This is a genomic window from Pseudomonas sp. SED1, assembly GCF_034044025.1.
GTDB lineage: Bacteria > Pseudomonadota > Gammaproteobacteria > Pseudomonadales > Pseudomonadaceae > Aquipseudomonas.
In genome coordinates this window covers 1-20,677 of the sequence record NZ_JAXCIS010000157.1, presented here as the reverse complement: position 1 = coordinate 20,677, position 20,677 = coordinate 1, and the positions used below count along the sequence as shown (strand labels likewise).

Below are 20,677 nucleotides of genomic sequence, written 5' to 3'. Positions count from 1 at the left end.
GCCCGCCACTTTGAGCCAAATTCCAGAATCGACGCAGCCCATGACCGCCCCCAGCACACCCAAAGCACCGCGCAAGAAGCCTAAATCCACTACGCCGGCCAAGCCCGTCGTTCCGCGCAAAGAGGCCACCTTGCACCCGCGTAACCGCCACCAGGGCCGTTACGACTTCCAGGCGCTGATCAAGACCACGCCGGAACTGGCGCAATTCGTGATCATCAACCCGTACGGCAAGGAAAGCATCGACTTCGCCAGCCCCGACGCGGTGCGGGTGTTTAACCGGGCGTTGCTCAAGGCGTTCTACGGCATCAATCACTGGGACATCCCGGCTGATTACCTGTGCCCACCGGTCCCGGGCCGTGCCGACTACGTGCACTTCCTCGCCGACCTGCTCGCCAGCGTCAACGAAGGCGTGATCCCCCGTGGCGCGCCAGTGAAGGTGCTGGACATCGGCATGGGCGCGAACTGCGTCTACCCGTTGATCGGCTACAGCGAGTACCGCTGGAATTTCCTCGGCTCGGAAGTCGACCCGACGGCCGTGGCGGCCGCCAAGGCGATCGTGCAATCCAACGGGCTGAACAAGGCCATCCAACTGCGCCAGCAAACCAATCCCAAGCAGATCCTGCTGGGCCTGCTGGAGCCGGGTGAGCGGTTTGACCTGACCATGTGCAACCCGCCCTTCCACGCGTCCATGGATGAAGCAACCAAGGGCAGCGAGCGTAAATGGCGAGCACTGGGCAAGGCTGATCCGAAGCGCAAGTTGCCGGTACTGAACTTCGGTGGCCAGTCGGCGGAATTGTGGTGTGAAGGCGGTGAAGCGCGGTTTGTGACGCAGTTGATCGCTGAAAGCGCGCATTTCCAACATAAAGTACTGTGGTTCAGCACCCTGGTGTCGAAAGCGTCAAACCTGCCGGCGATCCAGACCGCGCTGAAAAAGGCCGGTGTGCTGGAGAGCCAGGTGGTGGAGATGTCCCAGGGCCAGAAGCAGAGCCGCTTTGTCGCCTGGACCTTCCAGACCCCGAGCGAGCAACAGGTGTGGCGCCAGCGTTGGGCGCGCAAGGATTAAAAACCGCAGGCAACAAAAAACCGTGCCCGGATCGCTCCGGAGCACGGTTTTTTTTGCTGCGTCTTACTTGTTAACAGCGTCGGTCAGGCTTTTTGCCACAACCAGCTTGATAACTTTCTTGGCAGCGATTTCGATGGCAGCGCCAGTCGAAGGGTTACGGCCAGTACGGGCAGGACGCTCGGTCACTTTCAGTTTGCCAACGCCTGGCAGAGTGATTTCGCCGCCGTTTTCCAGCTGATCAGCAACGATCTGGCTCAGTTGTTCAATCACTGCACGCACTTGAACTTTGGTGGCGCCAGTGGATTCAGCCAGATCAGCGATCAGTTGGTCTTTAGTAATAGCCATTGTGGTGTTCCTTCCCTATCAAATTCATTTGGATTGCAGAGTGCAGTGTCAGCCATCGAGCCCTGCCATCAAGGCCTGGCACCCAAGGGCTATAACCACGAAGATCGGGGTTATAGATACCTGAAACCGGGTTTGGTTCGACCTGACAAATGCTGAATGCACGCTTAACGCCCAGACTGCGCGTAAGACGGGGCAAAACTAGCACAGAGACGGGGAAATATCCGCCTCAACATACCCATTTGGTCAGCTTTATCGCTCTAAACCGTGAAAAAAAGGCATATGGCCCGTCGGAGGGCTCTCAAAATGCCCTCCGAACAACGCCATCCCTAGCGGGTGCGGTACACTGGCGACTTTTTCCGGGAGCTCAACCACTCCCCTTCACCTGCCGAGAAGCCCATGCCGATCCGTCATTGCATCGTCCACCTGATCGACAAAAAACCCGACGGCACACCCGCAGTTCTCCACGCCCGCGACTCCGAGCTTGCCGAGTCGGCCGCGATCGAGAACATGCTTGCCGACCTCAACGAGAGCTACAACGCCAAACAAGGCAAGGCCTGGGGCTTTTTCCATGCCGAGTCCGGCGCGCACCCGTTCAGCGGCTGGTTGAAGGAATATTTTGACGGCGGGAAGGATTTCACCGCGTTCAGCCGCATTGCCGTGGAACACCTGCAAAAGCTGATGGAAGAATCCAACCTCTCCACCGGCGGCCACGTGCTGTTTGCCCATTATCAACAGGGCATGACCGATTACCTGGCGATCGCCCTGCTGCACCACAGTGAAGGCGTGGCAGTGACCGACCAACTGGACGTGACGCCGTCGCGCCACCTCGACCTTGGCCAACTGCACCTCGCGGCGCGGATCAACGTGTCCGAGTGGCAGAACAACAAGCAGTCCAAGCAGTACATCTCCTTTATCAAGGGCAAGAACGGCAAGAAGGTCTCGGAGTACTTCCGCGACTTTATCGGCTGCCAGGAAGGCGTGGACGGCCCGGGCGAGACCCGCACCCTGCTCAAGGCCTTCAGCGACTTCGTCGAAAGCGAAGACTTGCCGGACGAGTCCGCCCGCGAGAAAACCAAGACCCTGGTGGACTACGCCAGCAGCCAGGCCAAGCTCGGCGAGCCAATGGGCCTGGAAGAGCTGTCCGGGTTGATCGATGAAGATCGGCCAAAAGCCTTCTACGATCACATCCGCAACAAGGACTACGGCCTGTCGCCAGAAATCCCGGCGGATAAACGCACCCTGAACCAGTTCCGTCGCTTCACCGGCCGCGCCGAAGGCTTGTCCATCAGCTTTGAAGCGCATCTGTTGGGCGACAAGATCGAATACGACGAAGCCGCCGGCACCTTGATCATCAAGGGCCTGCCGACCCAGTTGACCGACCAGCTCAAGCGTCGCAACTGATGCTGGGCGGGGTTCTGAAGAAAGTCCTGCTGGTGTTGCTGGTGGTGGTGGTTTTCCAGAACTGGGGCAAGATCGAGCGGCTGTTCAACCCCTCCCAGGTGGTGCCGGAGCAGACACGCGCGGCGGCGCGTGTGGTGCTGTATTCCACTGAGTGGTGCGGCTACTGCAAACAGATCCGGCGCTTTCTGGATTCCAAGGGGATTCCCTACCAGGCGTTTGATATCGAGAAGGACGCCCCAGCGCGCAAGGCGTATGAGGCGCTGGGAGGCGGCGGGATTCCGTTTGTGGACGTGAACGGCACGCTGATTCGCGATTACAACCCTGAAGCGATCATGGCAGCCCTGAAGTAACCCAGTCCGTGCGGCCTGCACCAGAACCTGTGGCGAGGGAGCTTGCTCCCGCTGGGCTGCGCAGCAGCCCCAAAACAGGCGCCCGGGTTCCTCCAGGTTGAACCCGATTGTCGGGTTTAGGGCTGCTTCGCGCCCCAGCGGGAGCAAGCTCCCTCGCCACAGGCCATTCGCGGCCATTCATAGCCGTATGGAACCCTAGAAATTGGCCTCCAGGGAAACCATTGCCGTACGCTCTTCACCCACGTTGTAATACGCCGAGCTGGCCGCCAGGCCATTTACCGGCGCCGAGTTGAACGACACCGTACGCGCCGAGCTCAAGTATTCCTTATCAAACACGTTGAGCATCGAGAAGCGCAGCGCTGCCGACTTGAAGACCTTCTTGTCCACCGGCAAGTAGATACCGGCGTTGAGGTCAAACACGGTGCGCCCGGAGATTTTCTCGTTGTTGGTCAAATCGCCGTAGAACGCCCCGACATACTTGCCGGCAATGTTGCCGTAGTAGCGCTTGTCGTCATACCCGAACACCAGGTTGAGCATGTTTTCCGGCACGTTGGCCAACTGGTTGCCCTTGGTCGGCAACAGCACGTTCTTGCTGACAAAATCGTCCTGCTGCTCGGACTGGGTATAGGTGTACGACGCGTAGTAGTTGAAGTTGTACGGCAGCAGGCCGCTCCACTCCAGCTCCAGGCCTTTGTTGGTCACGTCACCGACGTTGGCCATCACGTAGTCACCGTTCAAGTCGGTGGTCGACAACTGGCGATCCTTGAAGGTGATGTAGAACAGGGTGGCGCTCAGCGCCATTTTTTCTTCGGTGTAGCGCCAGCCCAGTTCCTGGTTCCAGCTCAGCTCGGGGTTGAGGTTGAGAGAGTCACCCTTGTTGTACAGCACGTAGTTCTGCGGGGTGCGCATGTTGCGGGTGACGTTGTAGAACGCCTGGTTGCTCTCGTCGACCTGGTACTTGGCACTGAAGTTCGGCAGGAACTGATGGTAACGGGCGTTACGTTTTTCCGGCTGGTCGTACAGGCTGCCCAGGTTGTCGCCGTCACGCTCGACGTACTGGTAGGCCAGCCCGCCGACAAAACTCAGGTCTGGCGTGGCTTGCCAGCTGTCCTGCACCCACAGTTTCTGGGCAGGGGTCACGGTGTACTGGTGGCGGCCCTGGACGGTCTTGCCGTTCTTGTCGACCACCTGGCCGCCGCTGTTGTAATCACCCCAGATGTCGTCCGGTGCACCTTCGCTGTTGATCCCGATATACGGCTGGGTCTGGCGCTGGCGAGCGCGCTCGTACCAGTAGCCGTAATCCAGGCTGTGCTCTTCGTTGATGTCCCATTTCATTTTGACCGTGACACCTGGGCGCCAGGTTTCGGTCCAGGACGGCCGGTAGTAGTTGGCCGACTTGAGGTTACCCAGGTCGTAGTTACCGGCCTTGTCGGACTTCGGCCCCAGGTTGGTCGCGGTCTGGCCGCTGAAACTGCCGCCGTTGCCCCAGTAATAGTAAGGCGCAACTGTCAGGGCCAGGTCATCACGCAAGCGCCAGCGCTGGGTGAAGGTGGTCATGACACTTTCGAAAGGGTTGCGGTTGAGCTTGTAGGAAGACGACAGCAAGCCGTTTTTGTAGACCGGGGTTTCCGAGTAATCCAGGCGCCGCCCCTGTTGTTGGAACTGGGCCTTGCTCAGGGTGTTGTAGTTGTAGTTTTCCTGCTTGTTGTACTTCATGGTGAAGTTGCTGGAGTTGCCATTGTCGTCTTCGAACAGCGTGCTCCACTCCACCTTGTCACCGCGCACAGTGCCCTTGCCGCGCCACTTGTCGCCTTCGGTGTGAGAGGCCGAGACCCAGCTCTTGAAGCCACCCAGGTCGCCGGTGTTGAGCCGTGCGAAAGACTTTGTCAGGTTGTTCGAGCCGATGGATTGTTTGACGAACAAGCCTGGCTCTTTGGTCGGCCGGATCGTGACCATGCCGATGTTGCCGCCGCTGGAACCAATGTGCGGGCCGTCCGCTTCTGATGAGCCTTGGGTGACAAACACTTCGCCGACGTTTTCCGGGTCGCCCAGCTGGTTGGCGTACACACCGTAGCTACCGGAGTCGTTGATCGGCACGCCGTCCATGGAAACCCCGACCTGGTCGGAGTTCATACCCCGCATGGTGAAGCTGGTGCCGCTCATGCCGCTGGCGTCATCGTTCGAAACGTTAATGCCCGGGGTGTATTTGAGCTTGTCGATAGCGTTGGCCGTCGGGGACATTTCGTCCATGGCTTCCTTGGTCACGGTGGACCGGGCCTTGGCGCTTTCTTCCTGAATCATGTGGCCGGTGCCCAGGGTACGTTCGCCGGCGACGTGCACCGAACCGACATCCTGGGAGTCGTCTGCCAGAACCAGCGGCGCAAAGCCGCCCAGGCCCGATGCTAAAAGCAGGGCGTAGAGTTTGTTGTAGGTCACGAGTAGATCCCTTACATGCATCCATCTGTTGTTATGGGGGAGGTCTTGGCGATTTGGGCTGGGTGAACAGCGCCGCCAATCTTCCTGACCACCTGCTCAGGAATCCGAGGATCATCCGTGCATCACGTAACGGTTTGGTTACAGGTTTTGGCGATTGCGATGAAGGTTAAATGAAAGGTCGACAGACCCCGAGGTGCCAAAGCATGGGGATCTTCAAGGAGGAAAGGTGCAAGTAATGACAGTGCTACGCCATTGCAGCGTAGCAACCTGTATCTAGCGCAATACGATCATCCGACCGAGCAGCGTGTGCTGTTCAAACCCCAGGACGGCCTGCAGCGCGTTGAGTACCGCTTGCGGATCCTTGCTCGGGAAACTGCCGCTGACGCGGCGCGTGCCGAGGTCTTCGTTGAGCAGCAGAATGCGCCCGGGGTAGTAGCGGCCGAGGTCTTGCACCACATCGGCCAGCGGCGCCTTGTAGTAGTTGAGCCAGCCGTCGCGCCAGGCCAGGCGCGACTCACTGTCGACCGCGTGCAGCTCATCGGCGACACCATCGGCGTAGGCCACTTGCTGGCCGGCCGTCAGAATCTGTTGCTGAGCATACTTCGACGGCGTAACCCCAACCCGGCCGGACAACACCGTCACCTGCGCACCCGCCGGTTGCAGGCGCACTTCAAACTGCGTGCCGAGCACCCGCGCTTCGCCGCTGCCGGCCTCGACCACGAAGGATTCGCCCGTGTGGGTCACACTGAAAAAACCGGCGCCACGGCGTAGCTGGATATGGCGCTCGCCATGCTTGAAATCCACGGAGATCGCGCTGTCGGCGTCCAGGGTAACCAGGCTTTTATCGGCCAGGGTCACGGTCTTCACCTCACCCGGCGCGGTGACGTAATCCGCGCCGAAGTCATCGACCCAGCGCGACGGCTGCCAGCCGGCGCCCATCGAGATCATCACCAGCAGGCAGGCGGCCATGGCCAGGGCGCCAGACCAGCGCCGCACGCTGGAGCGCTTTGAGGTATTCATCGCGTTCAAGTAACCCTGCAGCGCCAGGGCATCCTCATCCGCCAAGGTTCTGGCCGGTACTTCACTCAATTCCCACAGCACCTGGGCCTGGGCATAGGCCTCGACATGCGCCGGGTCGGCCCGCAGCCAATGGCTGAACGTGGACTGGTCGCCACTGCTGGGCTGGTCGTGCAACAAGCTCAGCCAGGCCAATGCGGCCTGTTCCTGGTCGGGCGTCGGGGTGACGCGGGCAGTGGCGTTCACGGGGCTTTCCTTGGCGATGGTTCACGAAGGCTGGCCTTACAGGCTTCGAGGGCGCGCATCATATGTTTTTCCACGGCACTTTGGGACAGGCCCATGGCCTTGGCGATTTCCGCGTACTTGCGGCCATGGATGCGGTTGAGCAGGAAAATCTGTCGGGTACGCTCCGGCAAGCTGCGCAGAGCCGCTTCGACATGGCGCAGATCGTTGCCCGCCTCCAGCGCAGCCTGGGGCTCGGAGCCCTGGTTATCCTGTTGTTCCGGCAGCCAGCCTTCACTGCTGCGCACCCGGGCGCCTTCGCTGCGCAGGTGATCGATGGCGATATTGCCGGCACAACGCAGCAGGTAGGTGCTGAGCTCCTCGACCTGCACCAGTGGCCGGCGCCAGAAGCGCAGGAACAAATCCTGCACCAGGTCCGCCGCCGTCGCACGGCAACCCACGCGGCGGCTGACCAGCGCTTCCATCTGCGAGCGCTGGGACAGGAACACTTGCAGGAAATGCGCCCGTCCGCCTGCCGCGTCTGCGTGCTGCTCTTTGGATTCGGGAGGCGTGATGATCATCAACGGTGGACTCAAAGGGTCGCGAAGGCCGCAACCGGGCTGGCCAGCAGGCCGACGCCCGCCAGAATCAAAGCCAGCCTTGGCCGATACGGCAACAGCAACACCAGCAGCAATCCACTGAGCATCAACACCGCGCACCATTCCACCAGGCCCTGGCTCCAACCGGTCGCGAGCACCGCCGGCCAGATCGAGACGATCAACAGCAGCCAGCCGCCCACGCGCAAACCCAGGCGCCGGCGGGGTGAGGGTTTACTGCGCAGCAGTTCGCCATGGTGCCTGTCCATGGACAGGCACAACGCGGTAAACCCTGCGTAACACAGCAGCAGCGCCAGGAACATTCAGTTCACCTCGCCCTTGAGGGTCAACGGCCGGGCGCGTTCGGCCTTGGGTTGAGGGACGCGGCGGTGCTGCATTTTCCACGCAGCCCAGGCCAGAAACACGCCGCTGCCCAGGCACGTCAGGTCGAAGCCGGCCATGGCCCAATCGCCGTTGGCCAGGGACACACCCAAATGCTGCGACGTGGTCAGCGCGTTGAGCACCGGCACGCCGATAAACAGCAGCGCGCCCACGCCCAATTGCTCAACCCAGCCGCGGCGACCCTGGCGGACAATCGCGTGCACAACGCTCAAGCCCCAGGCGATAAAGAAGGCTTGTACTTCCCAGTCCGAGCGCCCGGCAAAGCTGGCCGATAACAGGCGGTTGGCCCAGAAGAAGGCGGCGATGGCGATCATCAAGCCGGACATGCTGGCGATGTTCAACACTTCCACTAACCGCAATTCAAAGGGCATCACACCGGTTTTGGCATGCTGGAGTTGACGCTTGCCCAGCCACATCACCAGCCCGGTGCCGATCATCGCGGTGCCTGCGAGGCCGCAGATGAAATACAGCCAGCGCAATACCGGACCGGCGAAATGGCCCATGTGCAAACCGTAGAAGCTGCCACCAATCGCCGCCGGCAGCGACTGCTCGCCGCTGACCCGCAGCAGTTCGCCGGTGGTGCCGTTGAATGAGACGGTGCTGCCAAAGTCGTGCACCACTCGATCCGACCCGGCGCGGAACACATTGACCGAGGCGTTCACATCGCTTGGATTATTCACCACCAGTCGCCCGACATGCCCGCCCGCCCACTGCTCGCGCGCCTGCTCGTACATCGGCCCCAGCGGCAACAGCTGCCCGGGTTGGCCAAGGGCCGGCGCGTTGTCGGTGGCCGGGAACACATCGTTGAAAAACGCACGGGTGTCGTTGCCGTAAGAGGCGAGGATGCTCGCCGGCATCACCATGCTCATGAAAATCACCAGGCTGCTGTAAGTGATCATCAAGTGAAATGGCAACACCAGCACGCCCACGGCGTTGTGCCCGTCGAGCCAGGAGCGCTGGCCTTTACGCGGGCGGAAGGTGAAGAAGTCCTTGAAGATTTTCTTGTGGGTGATGATCCCGGTGATCAGGGCCACGAACATCACCATCGCGGCGATGGTCGACAGCCAGCGCCCCCACGGATACGGCATTTGCAGCTGGAAGTGGAAGCGATAGAAGAATTCGCCGCCCCTGCTTTCCCGGGCGTGGACCGGCTGGCCGCTGACGGGATCGAGGAGTTTCTCGACGAAATTGCCGCGCTTGCCCGGGTCGACCTTGTCTTGCCACATCACCGACAGGCCGGGTTCACGGGGGCTCGGCACGTTGATAAACCAGCGCGCTGCGTTGGGTGCCTGTTGCTGCAAATACGCTTGGGCGACGGCCAGGCTACGGGCGTCGTCCACGGGATGCGCCTGCACTTCAGGCTGCATCCAGTGGGTAATTTCGTCCTTGAAATAGGACAAGGTGCCCGTCAGGAAAATCGCAAACAGCAGCCAGCCAAAGATCAGCCCAGCCCAGGTGTGCAACCAGGCCATGGCCTGGCGGAAGCCCTCTTTCATGTGCGTGTCATCCAGTACGTCAACCCGGCGAACGTGGCCAGCATCGCGCTGGGCAGCAACACGCCAAACCAGGCGCGCCAGGCGGTACGGCAGGCGAAACACCAGATCACCGCCAACAGATAGAACACAAACGAACTCAGCATGCCGCTGATCACCGCATCGGCGCGACTGGTGGGCAGCCACAACGTCATGCACACGCTGGCCAGGGACGCCAGCAAGTAACCGCCGACCACAGCCGCCAGCACGCGCGAAGTCACGGCAATACGGTAGGAAACGGGAAGTGAGGTTTTGCGTTTCATGCACAGGGCGCCAGGTTCGTCAGCACGCAATATTAATGATAAAGGTTCTCATAAGCAAAAGAGAACGCATCACTGGTAATTGCCGAACCCGCCTACGCGCCCTACAATGCGAACAATTCTTGTTCTCTAAAGCATGCCCATGCTTGCGGAGTGTGCGCGTTGCAGCCGTCCAACACCGTCGAAGTGCTGTACCACGACCATCACCACTGGCTCACCGGCTGGTTGCGTCGCAAGCTCGGCTGCCCGGAAAGCGCCGCCGACCTGGCCCAGGACACCTTCATTCGCGTGCTGACCGCACGGGAAACCCCGACGCTGATCGAGCCCCGCGCCTTCCTTACCACCATCGCCAAGCGCGTGCTGTTCAACCATTACCGCCGCCAGGACCTGGAGCGCGCCTACCTCGACGCCTTGGCGCAGATGCCCGAACACGTGGCGCCGTCGGAAGAAGAGCGGGCGATCATCCTGCAAACCTTGATGGAGCTGGACCAGTTGCTGGAGGGCTTGGCGCCCCAGGTTAAACGCGCGTTCCTGCTGGCCCAGCTCGACGGCTTGACCTACGCGCAAATCGGCGCGGAACTGGGGATCTCCATCGCCACGGTCAAGCGTCACCTGCATAAAGCGGCGATGCGCTGCTACTTCGCCCTATGAGTGTCTCAACGCAAGTCGCCGAACAAGCGGTGCACTGGCTGATGGAAATGCAGCAGGGCCCGCTCAACCCGCGCAAACAGGCGGCCTGGCAACACTGGCTGGACGCCCACAGCGAACATCAGCGGGCCTGGGAGCAAATCCAGCGAGTGAACCAGCGGCTGCGCGGGATGCCATCGCCCCTGGCCCACGCCGCCTTGAATGCACCGAAATCCAACAGTCGCCGTCAGGCCCTGAAGTTGTTGCTGATACTCGGCGCCGGGTCGGCAGCGGCCTGGGGTTTGCGCCAGCAACATATCCTGCCGCCGTTGAGCGCCGACTACCGCAGCCCCATCGGCCAGCGGCGCACGTTCCAGCTGGCCGATGGCAGCCAGTTGCAGCTCAACACCGGCAGTGCAGTGGACGTGCATTTTGAGGGTCAACAACGCTTGATCCGCCTGCTCGAAGGCGAAATCCAGTTGACCGCCAAAACCGGCAAGGCCCCGCTGCGGATCGTCACCGCCCAGGGCTTGCTCAGCGCCCAGGCGGCACGGCTGAACGTACGGCAGTTCAATGATCACACGCAGTTGGCGGTGTTTGACGGGCACGTTGACGTGATGCCCAACACCTATAGCGGTTTGCCGCTGACCGTCGACAACGCCCATCAGGTCAATTTCACCCGCAAAGGCTGGGACACCGCCCGCCCCACCGACGCCGGCAGCGGTGCCTGGGCCGATGGCATGCTGGTGGCGGCCCACATGCGCCTGGCAGATTTCCTCGCCGAGCTGAGCCGTTATCGCCGTGGTCAGCTCAACTGTGACCCGCAAGTGGCCAACCTGCTGATTTCCGGCAGCTACCCGCTGGACGACAGCGAGCGAATCCTGGACCTGCTGCAAGTCAGCCTGCCGGTCAAGGTTCGGCGGTTTACCCGCTACTGGGTGACCGTCGAAGCCCGCGCCTGAATTATTTTCACAACCCGTGAGCCGTTTTCCGCACCTCGCGTGACAGAGAAGGAAAGCCACCTTGATCCTTTCTTCTCAGGACCGCACTTCATGCCCCAGCAACCGACTCGCTTGACGCCCCTCGCTCGCACCCTGCGCCATTTGTTGCTGGGGGCCAGCCTCAGTTTCAGCGCCGTGCCCTACGTGTTGGCGGCCGATGCCAAGCCCTACCGCATCGCCCCTACGTCACTTGAAGCGGCGCTGAACCAGTTTGGCCGTGAAGCCGGCGTGCTGATTTCATTTGGCTCCGACGTGACCGCCGGCGTGCAAAGCCACGGCCTGTCGGGCAACTACACCGCTGAAGAGGGCCTGAATGCCTTGCTCAAAGGCACCGGCCTGCAAGCCCGCGCCGAGGGCAACAATGCCTTCAGCCTGCAACCGGCGAATGCTCCGGCCACCCTCGAATTGGGCACCTCCAACGTGGTCGGCGACTGGCTGGGGGACGCGGCGCAAACCAACGTCTTCGAACACCCGGGCGCGCGGGACGTGATCCGTCGCGAAGAATTCGAACGCCAGGGCGCCACCCAGGCCCGCGATGTGCTCAACCGCATTCCCGGGGTCAACGCTCCGGAAAACAACGGCACCGGCAGCCACGACATGGCGCTGAACTTCGGTATTCGCGGGCTCAACCCACGCCTGGCCTCACGTTCCACAGTATTGATGGACGGCATACCGGTGCCGTTTGCACCGTATGGCCAGCCGCAGTTGTCGTTCGCGCCCATCAGCATGGGCAACATGGACGCGGTGGACGTGGTGCGCGGCGGCGGCGCGGTGCGCTATGGCCCGCAGAACGTCGGCGGCATCGTCAACTTCGTCACCCGCGCGATTCCCGAGGCCCCAACGGTGAAAGGCGGCCTGCAGACCGAAACCAGCCCGTCTTCCAGCCACGATGGCTTCAAGACCACCGGCAACCTGCTGGCGGGCGGCACCGCAGACAACGGTTTGGGCGGCGCGATCCTGTATTCCGGCACCCGTGGCGGTGACTGGCGCGAGAACAGCGACACCCGCATCGACGACCTGATCCTCAAGGGCAAGTACCAGTTGGACGACGCCAACAGCTTCAACGCCATGGCGCAGTACTACGAAGGCAAGGCCGATATGCCCGGCGGCTTGAGCACCGCGGCCTACAAGGCCGACCCGTACCAGTCCACCCGCCCCTATGACCAGTTCTGGGGGCGCCGCACCATGTTCAACGCCGGTTACCGCTACCAGGAAGATCGCCGGGAATTCACCGTCAACAGCTTCTTCACCACCACCCTGCGTAGCGGCTACCTCGACCAGGGCAACTTCCTCTCCCTGTCGCCTCGCGAGTACTGGGTGCGCGGCCTGGAGACCCGTTTCGCCCAAGGCTTCGACCTCGGCCCGACCAGCCACGAAGTGGGCGTGGGCTATCGCTACATCAACGAAGCCGGCCACGAAATGCGCTACCGCACGCCAATTACCGCCAACCAGCAACTGCCCACCACCGACAGCCGCAACGACCGCGACACCCGGGGCAGCACCGAAGCCAATGCGTTCTTCGTCGACGACCGGATTGATATCGGCAAATGGACCATCACCCCGGGCATCCGCTACGAGATGATCGAGTCCCAGCAGACCAACAACCTCAGCAACGTCAAATACAAGGGTGACTACAACACCGCCCTGCCGGCGTTGAACGTGCTCTATCACCTGACCGACGACTGGAACCTCTACGCCAACACCGAAGGTTCGTTCGGCAGCGTGCAGTACAGCCAGATGCCCAACCGCGTGACCAGCGGCGAAGTGAAACCGGAAAAAGCCCGCACCTGGGAACTCGGTACCCGTTACGACAATGGCACCCTGCGGGCCGAGATCGGTGCGTTCCTGATCAACTTCGACAACCAGTACGACAGCAACCAGACCAACGACACGGTGATCGCCCGTGGCGAAACCCGTCACCAGGGCATCGAGTCCAGCATCAACTATGCCCTCGACGGCTTGAGCCCGGCGCTCGCCGGTTTTGATGTGTACGCCACGTACGCCTACGTCGACGCCACCATTCGTGAAGACGGCCCGAACAAAGGCAACCGCGTGCCCTTCTCCTCCAAGCACAAGGGCACCCTGGGCGTGGGTTACACCGAAGGTCGCTGGAAGTTGAATGTGGACAGCAGCTACCAGAGCAGCCAGTTCGCCGACAACGCCAACACTGAAGCGGAAAGCGCCGACGGCAGCACCGGACGCATCCCCGGCTACATGTTGTTCAGCAGCCGCGCGGCGTATGACTTTGGCCCGCAACTGTCGGATTTGAACGTGGCCGTCGGTGTGAAAAACATCTTCAACAAGCAGTACTACACCCGCTCGTTTGACGATAACAACAAGGGCAAATACGTCGGCGAGCCGCGCACGCTGTACGTGCAGACGTCCATCGCGTTCTGATCAGCTACCCGCCAGGCACGAAGGTGTGCCGACCACCAACGCGTCGATGGCACACCGGGTTTTGGCCGGCATGTGCGTCGCCGTGGGCCAGATGACATGGATCGGCATCGGTTGCTCGCGGTGGTCCGGCAGTACCGCCTGCAGTTGCCCGCGCAGTACGTAGTGGGCGATCAGCCAACTGGGCAACCAGGCCAGGCCGACCCCGGCGATGGCGGCATCGGCCACGGCCTGGAGGTCATCCAGGATCAACGGCGAGGCCACCCGTTCCCGTTGCGGGGCATTGCTGCGGTAGGCAATGCCTCGATGCCCGGCCAGGTCCGCGATGGATTCGATTCGACGGGTGCGCTGCAGGTACGCGGGTGACGCCGCCAGGGCAATCGCCTGCTCGCCAAGGCGCCTTGCGCTCAAGCGGTCGGTGTCGGGCAATGCGCCGATGCGCACCGCCAGGTCGAAGCCTTCCTGGGCCAGGTCTATCAGCCGGTCGGAGAAAGAAATCTCGATCTCCAGTTGCGGAAAATGGTCCATCAGGCTCCAGAGCGCTGGCGCCGCATAGTGGTGACCGAACGCCAAAGGCAAGCTGGCCCTTAACCGTCCACGTGGCTGCTGGCGGCCACTTTCCAGCACGGATTCGGCGGCTTCCAACTCCGCCAGCGCACGCAGGCAATGCTCGTAATAAGCCTGCCCGTCCTCGGTCAGACGCTGGCGCCGGGTAGAGCGTTGCAACAGGGACGTCCCCAGCCTCGCTTCCAGGCGCGCCAAGCCCTTGCCCACCGCTGAGCGCGTGAGGTTCAGCCGTTCGGCGGCCTCGGTCAGATTGCCGCTCTCGACGATTTGTAAAAACAGTTCAACACCATCAAAACGCGGAGTGGCCATGATCGATTGTCGCCTTTAGATCCCTTATCCATGGAATAAGTATCGCTAATAAAGAACTGCATTCCCGTGAAAATGACAGCTTCCCCCATCGAAAGGAAGAGGCCATGTCATCCGACGCCGTTGTATCCGCCATCAACCCGCCGCGAACCGCCAGAGACGGCCTGGCGCTCACCGCCGTGTGCCTGGTGGCGCTGATGTTCGGCCTGGAGATTTCCAGCGTGCCGGTCATCCTGCCCACCCTCGAACAGCAATTGGGCACCGGCTTCCAGGACGCCCAATGGATCATGAATGCCTACACCCTGGCCTGCACCAGCGTGCTGATGGCGGCGGGCACACTGGCCGATCGCTTTGGCCGGCGGCGCATGCTGGTGCTGTGCCTGTGGGTATTCGGGCTGGCATCGCTGGCCTGTGGGCTGGCCAACGATGCGTCTACGCTGATCGCGGCGCGTTTTGTCCAAGGCGTGGGTGGCGGGGCGATGATGATCTGCCAGTTCGCGATTCTGTCGCACCAGTTCCGCGAACCGGCGGCCCGGGCGCGAGCCTTTGCCATCTGGGGTGTGATTGCCGGTGTGGGCCTGGGCTTCGGGCCGATGGTGGGGGCGTTGATCCTGGCAGTCGCGGATTGGCGCTGGGTGTTCCTGGTGCATGCGCCGCTGACCGTGTTCACCCTGGTATTGCTGCGCATCAGCGTGCAGGAATCCCGCGACCCGGCCGCTCATCGCCTCGACATCGCCGGCATGGCCACCCTCACTTTGGCGGTGTTCGCCCTGGTTTACTTCATCACCCAGGGCACCGAGAGCGGCTTTGCCACCCCAGCCATGCTCGGCTGGGCCGGATTATCGGTAGCCAGCCTGCTGTTGTTCGTGGTTGTGGAGCGGCGCAGCCCGCATCCGATGTTCGATTTCTCGGTGTTCCGCATCCCGCGCTTCAACGGCGCGTTGATGGGTTCGATCGGCATGAACTTCAGCTTCTGGCCCTTCATGATCTACCTGCCGCTGTATTTCCAGGCCGGCCTGGGCTACAACACCATGCTCACCGGGCTCGCCCTGCTCGCCTATACCCTGCCCACGCTGGTGGTACCGCCCCTGGCCGAACGCCTGGCGCTGCGCTACGGCGCCGAACGCATCATTCCGTTGGGCCTGGGCCTGATGGGCGTGGGCTTTGTCGCCATGGCCGCGATCAACCATAGCGACCAGCCCAGTGTGGTGTTGATCCTGATCGCCTGTGGGATTGCCGGCAGCGGCTTGGCGTTTACCAACTCGCCCACCACCAACACCACCACCGGCTCAGTCTCATCCGACCGCGCGGGGATGGCGTCGGGCATCGATTTCAGCGCACGGCTGATTACCCTGGCGCTCAATATCGCGTTGATGGGCTTGGTGTTGATACTCGGGATCGCTCACCACCTGGCTGGCGCATTGCCCGACACGGCGCAGTTGGCCACCCTCAGCCAGGACATCGCCGCCGGCAAGCTGGAGGTGTTGCCGCAGGGCTCGTTGATTGCCCAGGCCGCGCTACGCAACGGTGCAGGTTGGGCCATGTTGTATGCAGGCTTGGGCGCTTGCTCACTGGCAGTCTTAAGCGCCTGTTTTTTCCGGCGCAGCCCGCGCTAACGCTTTAAATGAAAAACGGGCCTGCATCTGCAGGCCCGTTTTTAGTGGGGTTGAAAAAAGTATCAGCTATCAGCCGTTAAGCGCAGCCTGTTCGTTTTCCAGAAATTCCTCTTCAAGCTCGGCCTCGTCGGCCTTGGTATTAGGCAGGCTTTGACCCGCGGCGCGTGGTTTGCCGCGCAGTTTGCCGTACAGATGCTCCAGGGCATGCTCCAGCTTGGTAGCTGCGCCATCGATCGCTTGTTCCAGCGTATCGGCTTTATGGAGGACCGAAATCGGTTGATGGCCCTTTGGCCGTGCTTCCAGTCGGCAACTCAGGTCGTGTGGACCGGGCTTGTCACCGTTCTCGTCCCGCAGGTAAACCTCGACGCGGGTCAGATCCTCTTCATAACGTTCGAGCGTGCTCTCAATGGTGGTACGTACCCACTCCTCCAGTCGGATGCTGCTTTCAATATGGTTATCGCTATTGACTTGGATTTGCATAGTTTTCCCTTATTTCAGCTAGCTCGCCGAAGGCCATTCCTGCTTCACCGGATGGGTGAAAACCATGACCTCCTGATTACACAATTGAGCAGACAGAGGAACATTTCAACCCCTTTGCAAAGATAAATCCCACATTACAAATTAACCCTGACTACAACCAAAAACGCTGTTAGGGTGGGGAGTTGGTTACATCTTCTTACCGCCAACTTCCTTACAATTGCCCCTCTCCCAAGGGGTGCAATCCGCGAAAAATCCCCGCTTCCTCTACCAGCCAGTCATGCACCGCCCGCACACCCGGATGGCTCAGCGCGCCTGGGGCATACAGCAGCACGTAACGTTTGTGATTGGGTACGGCGAGGCCAAACGGCACGATCAACGTGCCACGTTCCAATTCGTCATTGAGCAAGGTTCGCCGGGCAATCGCCACGCCCATGCCGGCAATGGCCGCCTCGATGGTCAGGTGGTTGCGGTTAAAGGTATGCCCGCGCCGTACGTCGGCAGCGTCGTAGCCGATGGCGTTCAGGTAGAACTCCCACTCCGCGTACTCATAACTCCCACGCCAGGCGGTAATGTCGTGCAGCAGCGGGAAATGCACCAGGTCGGCGGGGCCATGCAGCGGCGGCCGACCGCGCAGCAGGCTCGGTGCGCACACCGGGAAGATCTGCTCATCCAGCAGGGCTGTGGATAACAATCCGGGGTAGCTGCCGTCGTTAAGGTCGATGGCCAGGTCGAAGTCGCCCTCGTGCAAGGCGATGCTGCTGTCTTCGGCGACCATGCGCAATTGGATGTCCGGGAAGCGCTGCTGCAAACGCGGCAAACGCGGCGTCAGCCATTTACCGAGAAACGACGGGATCGAACGCAAGCGCAAGGTGCCGCTGATCATCCCGGCGTCCAGGCGCTGCAACTCGGCATCAATGCTGCCATAGGCCTCACCCACGGTAATCGCCAGCCGCTGGCCTTCTGCACTCAGCTCAACCCCGCGTGCCCGTCGATGGAACAGCCGGAAGCCCAAACGCTCCTCCAACTGGCGAATTTGCTGGCTGACCGCGCCCGGGGTGATGTGCAGTTCTTCGGCGCAACGGGTGAACGACAAATGCCGTGCCGCGCAGGAAAAAACGTGCAACCAGACGTAAGTCTGGCCATGAAGCGGGCGAGCCATAGGGTTTAGTCCTGCTAAAGGGTGTCTTAGGATAATTCGTTGGTCACTGCCGATCCAGAGGCTCAGTATCGCGCTAATTCCGCTTGTCCTACAAAAGATGGCAGCGATTCGTACTCCATTGCTTGTAAGGGTTTAGCATGGCTATCAGTGTTTTCGATCTATTCAAGGTAGGCATTGGTCCTTCCAGCTCCCATACCGTGGGCCCGATGCGGGCGGCGGCGACCTTCGTTCAGGCGCTGATCGACCAGCAATTGCTCGACGACATCCGTCGGGTAGAAGTGCGTTTATACGGTTCGCTGTCCGCCACCGGCGTCGGCCACGCCACCGACCGCGCCTGCGTGATGGGCCTGATGGGCGAATGGCCAGACAGCATCGACCCCACCAGCATTGGTCCTCGCATCCAGCAATTGCGCGAGTCCGGCCAATTGCTGCTCGCCGGCCGCACGTCGATTGCCTTCAACTGGCAACACGATCTCCTGCTGCTGGACGAAAGCCTGCCCTACCACCCCAACGCCATGTCCCTGCACGCCTACGGCGAAAACGGCCTGTTGAGCGAGCAGACGTACTACTCGGTGGGTGGCGGTTTCATCATCGAAGCGGCGGAAGCCGAATCCGGCATCGCGCCGACCAGCGAAGTGCAATTGCCTTACGACTTCTCCAGCGCCGTCGAACTGCTGGCCTTGTGCAACAAGCACGGCCTGCGGGTTTCCGAACTGATGATGGCCAACGAACGGGCCTGGCGCAGTGACGCCGAGATCCGCAGTGGCCTGCTGCATATCTGGTCTGTGATGCGCGAATGCGTCGAACAGGGCCTGCGCCACGAGGGCATCTTGCCCGGTGGCCTGGATGTGCCACGGCGCGCGGCGAAATTGCACCGCAGCCTGCTGGAAATCGGCAAACCCAACGTCATCACGTCGACCTTGTCGGCGATGGAATGGGTCAACCTGTTCGCCCTCGCCGTCAACGAAGAAAACGCTGCCGGTGGTCGCATGGTCACCGCGCCGACCAATGGCGCGGCGGGAATCATCCCGGCGGTGCTGCACTACTACATGAAGTTCAACCCGGACGCGTCCGACGATGACGTGGTGAACTTCTTCCTCGCCGCGGCCGCCGTCGGCATCCTCTGCAAGAAAAACGCCTCGATCTCCGGCGCCGAAGTCGGCTGCCAGGGCGAAGTCGGCTCGGCCTGCGCCATGGCCGCCGCAGGTTTGGCCGACATACTCGGTGCATCTCCGGAACAACTGGAAAACGCCGCCGAAATCGGCCTGGAACACAACCTCGGCCTGACCTGCGACCCGGTTGGCGGGCTGGTCCAGGTGCCCTGCATCGAGCGCAATGCGATCGCCGCGGTCAAGGCGATCAACGCCACGCAAATGGCCCTGCGCGGCGATGGCAAGCACTTCATCTCCCTCGACCGGGTGATCCGCACCATGCGCGACACCGGCGCCGACATGCACGACAAATACAAAGAAACTTCACGGGGCGGCCTGGCCGTTAGCTGGGTGGAGTGCTGAGGAGCATTCCCTGATCGCCCCAACGTGAGCCCGCGCAAAAATAATAACGAGGCAATAACGATGACCGATGTACGTACACCTGCTGCCGAAAATCCCGCTGTAGACGTGACGCCGACCACCGTTACACAAGGCTGGAACAAACACGACACTACCTGGATGCTCGGCCTCTACGGCACCGCCATCGGTGCCGGCACCCTGTTCCTGCCGATCAACGCTGGCGTGGGCGGCTTCTGGCCGTTGATCGTGCTGGCGCTGCTGGCCTTCCCAATGACCTTCTTCGCCCACCGTGGGCTGACGCGCTTTGTGTTGTCGGGCAAATCCGGCGACATCACCGACGTGGTGGAAGAACACTTCGGCATCGGCGCCGGCAAGCTGATCACCTTGCTGTACTTCTTCGCAATCTTCCCGATTTTGCTGGTGTACAGCGTGGCGCTGACCAACACCCTGACCAGCTTCATGGAACACCAACTGCACATGGCGCCGCCGCCCCGGGCGATCCTGTCGCTGGTGCTGATCCTCGGCCTGATGGCCATTGTGCGTTGCGGCCAGGGCGTGATCGTCAAGGCCATGAGCGTGTTGGTGTACCCGTTCGTCGCCGCCCTGCTGCTGTTGGCGGTGAGCCTGATCCCCAACTGGAACGGCGCGTTCTTCGCCTCCGCCAGCGAAGGCATGCCGCTGCCGGCTTTCTTCAAGACCTTGTGGCTGGCCATCCCGGTGATGGTGTTTTCCTTCAACCACTCGCCGATCATCTCCGCCTTCGCCGTCGACCAGAAACGCGTGTACGGCCCGCAAGCCGAGCGCAAAAGCAGCGGCATCCTGGCCATGGCCCACAGCATGATGGTGCTGACGGTGATGTTCTTCTGCTTCAGTTGCGTGCTGGCCCTGTCGCCGGCTGACCTCGCTGCCGCGAAGGCGCAGAACATCTCGATCCTGTCGTACCTTGCCAACCACTTCCAGACCCCGGTGATCGCCTACGCCGCGCCGTTGATCGCGCTGGTGGCAATCACCAAATCCTTCCTGGGCCACTACATCGGCGCGAGCGAAGGCTTCCAGGGCCTGATCGTCAAATCCCTGCGCGGACGTAACCGTTCGATGTCCGCCAAGTGGCTGGAGCGCTGCACCGCGCTGTTCATGGTGCTCACCTGCTGGGCCGTGGCCACCTTCAACCCGAGCATCCTCGGCATGATCGAAACCATGGGCGGGCCGATCATAGCCTGCCTGTTGTTCCTGATGCCGATGTACGCCATCCGCCGGGTGCCATCTTTGCGCCAGTACTCGGGCCAGGCGTCCAACGTGTTTGTGGTGTTGGTCGGCTTGATTGCGCTGTCTGCGATCGTTTTTTCCGTGATGCCCTGAAACGGATCACCGCGCGCAAAAACACCGCCAACC

The 20,677-nt window shown here is 61.5% G+C and carries 19 protein-coding genes; 9 read left to right on the top strand and 10 right to left on the bottom strand.

Annotated elements, in window-relative coordinates; all coding sequences use genetic code 11:
- Positions 1–40: 40 nt before the first annotated feature.
- Positions 41–1,063 (top strand): 23S rRNA (adenine(1618)-N(6))-methyltransferase RlmF, encoded by a 1,023-nt coding sequence (gene rlmF / locus SNL23_RS20140; protein ID WP_076017736.1) that lies wholly within the window; start codon positions 41–43, stop codon positions 1,061–1,063.
- Between the two features lie 63 nt (positions 1,064–1,126).
- Here rlmF and SNL23_RS20135 read toward each other — a convergent pair whose 3' ends face one another.
- Positions 1,127–1,408 carry an HU family DNA-binding protein gene (locus SNL23_RS20135; RefSeq protein ID WP_017476062.1) on the bottom strand — a complete coding sequence of 94 codons (282 nt, stop codon included), beginning with the start codon at positions 1,406–1,408 and terminating at the stop codon, positions 1,127–1,129.
- A 396-nt stretch (positions 1,409–1,804) separates the two neighbouring features.
- Between SNL23_RS20135 and yejK the strand changes: the two genes are divergently transcribed.
- Both yejK and SNL23_RS20125 read left to right on the top strand, forming a co-directional pair.
- Positions 1,805–2,809, top strand: coding sequence for a nucleoid-associated protein YejK (gene yejK, locus SNL23_RS20130; protein ID WP_003212745.1), 1,005 nt, complete (start codon positions 1,805–1,807; stop codon positions 2,807–2,809).
- Entirely contained in the window at positions 2,809–3,159 is a 351-nt protein-coding gene (locus tag SNL23_RS20125) for a glutaredoxin family protein (protein WP_318303249.1), read from the top strand. The genes yejK and SNL23_RS20125 overlap by 1 nt, the downstream gene beginning before the upstream one ends.
- A gap of 195 nt (positions 3,160–3,354) precedes the next feature.
- Here the strand turns inward: SNL23_RS20125 and SNL23_RS20120 are convergent, their stop codons facing one another.
- From SNL23_RS20120 to SNL23_RS20095, 6 genes are all read right to left on the bottom strand, one after another.
- Entirely contained in the window at positions 3,355–5,595 is a 2,241-nt protein-coding gene (locus SNL23_RS20120; RefSeq protein WP_318303248.1) for a TonB-dependent receptor, read from the bottom strand.
- Between the two features lie 273 nt (positions 5,596–5,868).
- Entirely contained in the window at positions 5,869–6,858 is a 990-nt protein-coding gene (locus SNL23_RS20115) for a FecR family protein (RefSeq protein ID WP_318303247.1), read from the bottom strand.
- On the bottom strand, positions 6,855–7,415 hold the full coding sequence (locus SNL23_RS20110; RefSeq protein WP_076017617.1) for an RNA polymerase sigma factor: 561 nt from the start codon (positions 7,413–7,415) through the stop codon (positions 6,855–6,857). The genes SNL23_RS20115 and SNL23_RS20110 overlap by 4 nt, the downstream gene beginning before the upstream one ends.
- A gap of 11 nt (positions 7,416–7,426) precedes the next feature.
- The gene (locus SNL23_RS20105; protein ID WP_076017618.1) at positions 7,427–7,753 is read right to left on the bottom strand and encodes a DUF3325 domain-containing protein; all 327 of its coding nucleotides are present in this window, start codon (positions 7,751–7,753) and stop codon (positions 7,427–7,429) included.
- Positions 7,754–9,328, bottom strand: coding sequence for a PepSY-associated TM helix domain-containing protein (locus tag SNL23_RS20100; protein WP_318303245.1), 1,575 nt, complete (start codon positions 9,326–9,328; stop codon positions 7,754–7,756).
- Positions 9,325–9,627 carry a DUF3649 domain-containing protein gene (locus tag SNL23_RS20095; RefSeq protein WP_167663763.1) on the bottom strand — a complete coding sequence of 101 codons (303 nt, stop codon included), beginning with the start codon at positions 9,625–9,627 and terminating at the stop codon, positions 9,325–9,327. Before SNL23_RS20095 ends, SNL23_RS20100 begins: the two co-directional genes overlap by 4 nt.
- A gap of 159 nt (positions 9,628–9,786) precedes the next feature.
- Between SNL23_RS20095 and SNL23_RS20090 the strand changes: the two genes are divergently transcribed.
- The 3 genes from SNL23_RS20090 to fecA all read left to right on the top strand — a co-directional run bounded on the left by SNL23_RS20090 (position 9,787) and on the right by fecA (position 13,649).
- Positions 9,787–10,275: a sigma-70 family RNA polymerase sigma factor gene (locus tag SNL23_RS20090; protein WP_167663764.1), complete on the top strand. Its 489-nt coding sequence runs from the start codon at positions 9,787–9,789 to the stop codon at positions 10,273–10,275.
- Complete coding sequence (locus tag SNL23_RS20085; RefSeq protein ID WP_318303243.1) at positions 10,272–11,213, top strand: FecR family protein; 942 nt, start codon at positions 10,272–10,274, stop codon at positions 11,211–11,213. The genes SNL23_RS20090 and SNL23_RS20085 overlap by 4 nt, the downstream gene beginning before the upstream one ends.
- A gap of 90 nt (positions 11,214–11,303) precedes the next feature.
- Positions 11,304–13,649, top strand: coding sequence for a TonB-dependent Fe(3+) dicitrate receptor FecA (fecA, locus tag SNL23_RS20080; protein WP_167663766.1), 2,346 nt, complete (start codon positions 11,304–11,306; stop codon positions 13,647–13,649).
- Here fecA and SNL23_RS20075 read toward each other — a convergent pair whose 3' ends face one another.
- Positions 13,650–14,522, bottom strand: a complete 873-nt coding sequence (locus tag SNL23_RS20075; RefSeq protein WP_318303240.1) for a LysR family transcriptional regulator — start codon at positions 14,520–14,522, stop codon at positions 13,650–13,652.
- Positions 14,523–14,626: 104 nt separating this feature from the next.
- Here SNL23_RS20075 and SNL23_RS20070 point away from each other — a divergent pair, with 104 nt between their 5' ends.
- Positions 14,627–16,135, top strand: a complete 1,509-nt coding sequence (locus SNL23_RS20070; RefSeq protein WP_318303239.1) for an MFS transporter — start codon at positions 14,627–14,629, stop codon at positions 16,133–16,135.
- Positions 16,136–16,204: 69 nt separating this feature from the next.
- On the opposite strand, the gene SNL23_RS20065 is transcribed toward SNL23_RS20070, so the two are convergent.
- Positions 16,205–16,615 carry an HPF/RaiA family ribosome-associated protein gene (locus SNL23_RS20065; RefSeq protein WP_010176952.1) on the bottom strand — a complete coding sequence of 137 codons (411 nt, stop codon included), beginning with the start codon at positions 16,613–16,615 and terminating at the stop codon, positions 16,205–16,207.
- 211 nt (positions 16,616–16,826) lie between these two features.
- Positions 16,827–17,774: a LysR substrate-binding domain-containing protein gene (locus SNL23_RS20060; RefSeq protein ID WP_010176953.1), complete on the bottom strand. Its 948-nt coding sequence runs from the start codon at positions 17,772–17,774 to the stop codon at positions 16,827–16,829.
- A gap of 137 nt (positions 17,775–17,911) precedes the next feature.
- Here SNL23_RS20060 and SNL23_RS20055 point away from each other — a divergent pair, with 137 nt between their 5' ends.
- Together SNL23_RS20055 and SNL23_RS20050 are read left to right on the top strand one after the other, a co-directional pair.
- Complete coding sequence (locus tag SNL23_RS20055) at positions 17,912–19,288, top strand: L-serine ammonia-lyase (RefSeq protein WP_318303237.1); 1,377 nt, start codon at positions 17,912–17,914, stop codon at positions 19,286–19,288.
- 60 nt (positions 19,289–19,348) lie between these two features.
- A complete protein-coding gene (locus SNL23_RS20050) occupies positions 19,349–20,644 on the top strand; it encodes a serine/threonine transporter (protein ID WP_318303236.1) in 1,296 nt (431 codons plus the stop codon).
- Positions 20,645–20,677 lie beyond the last annotated feature (33 nt).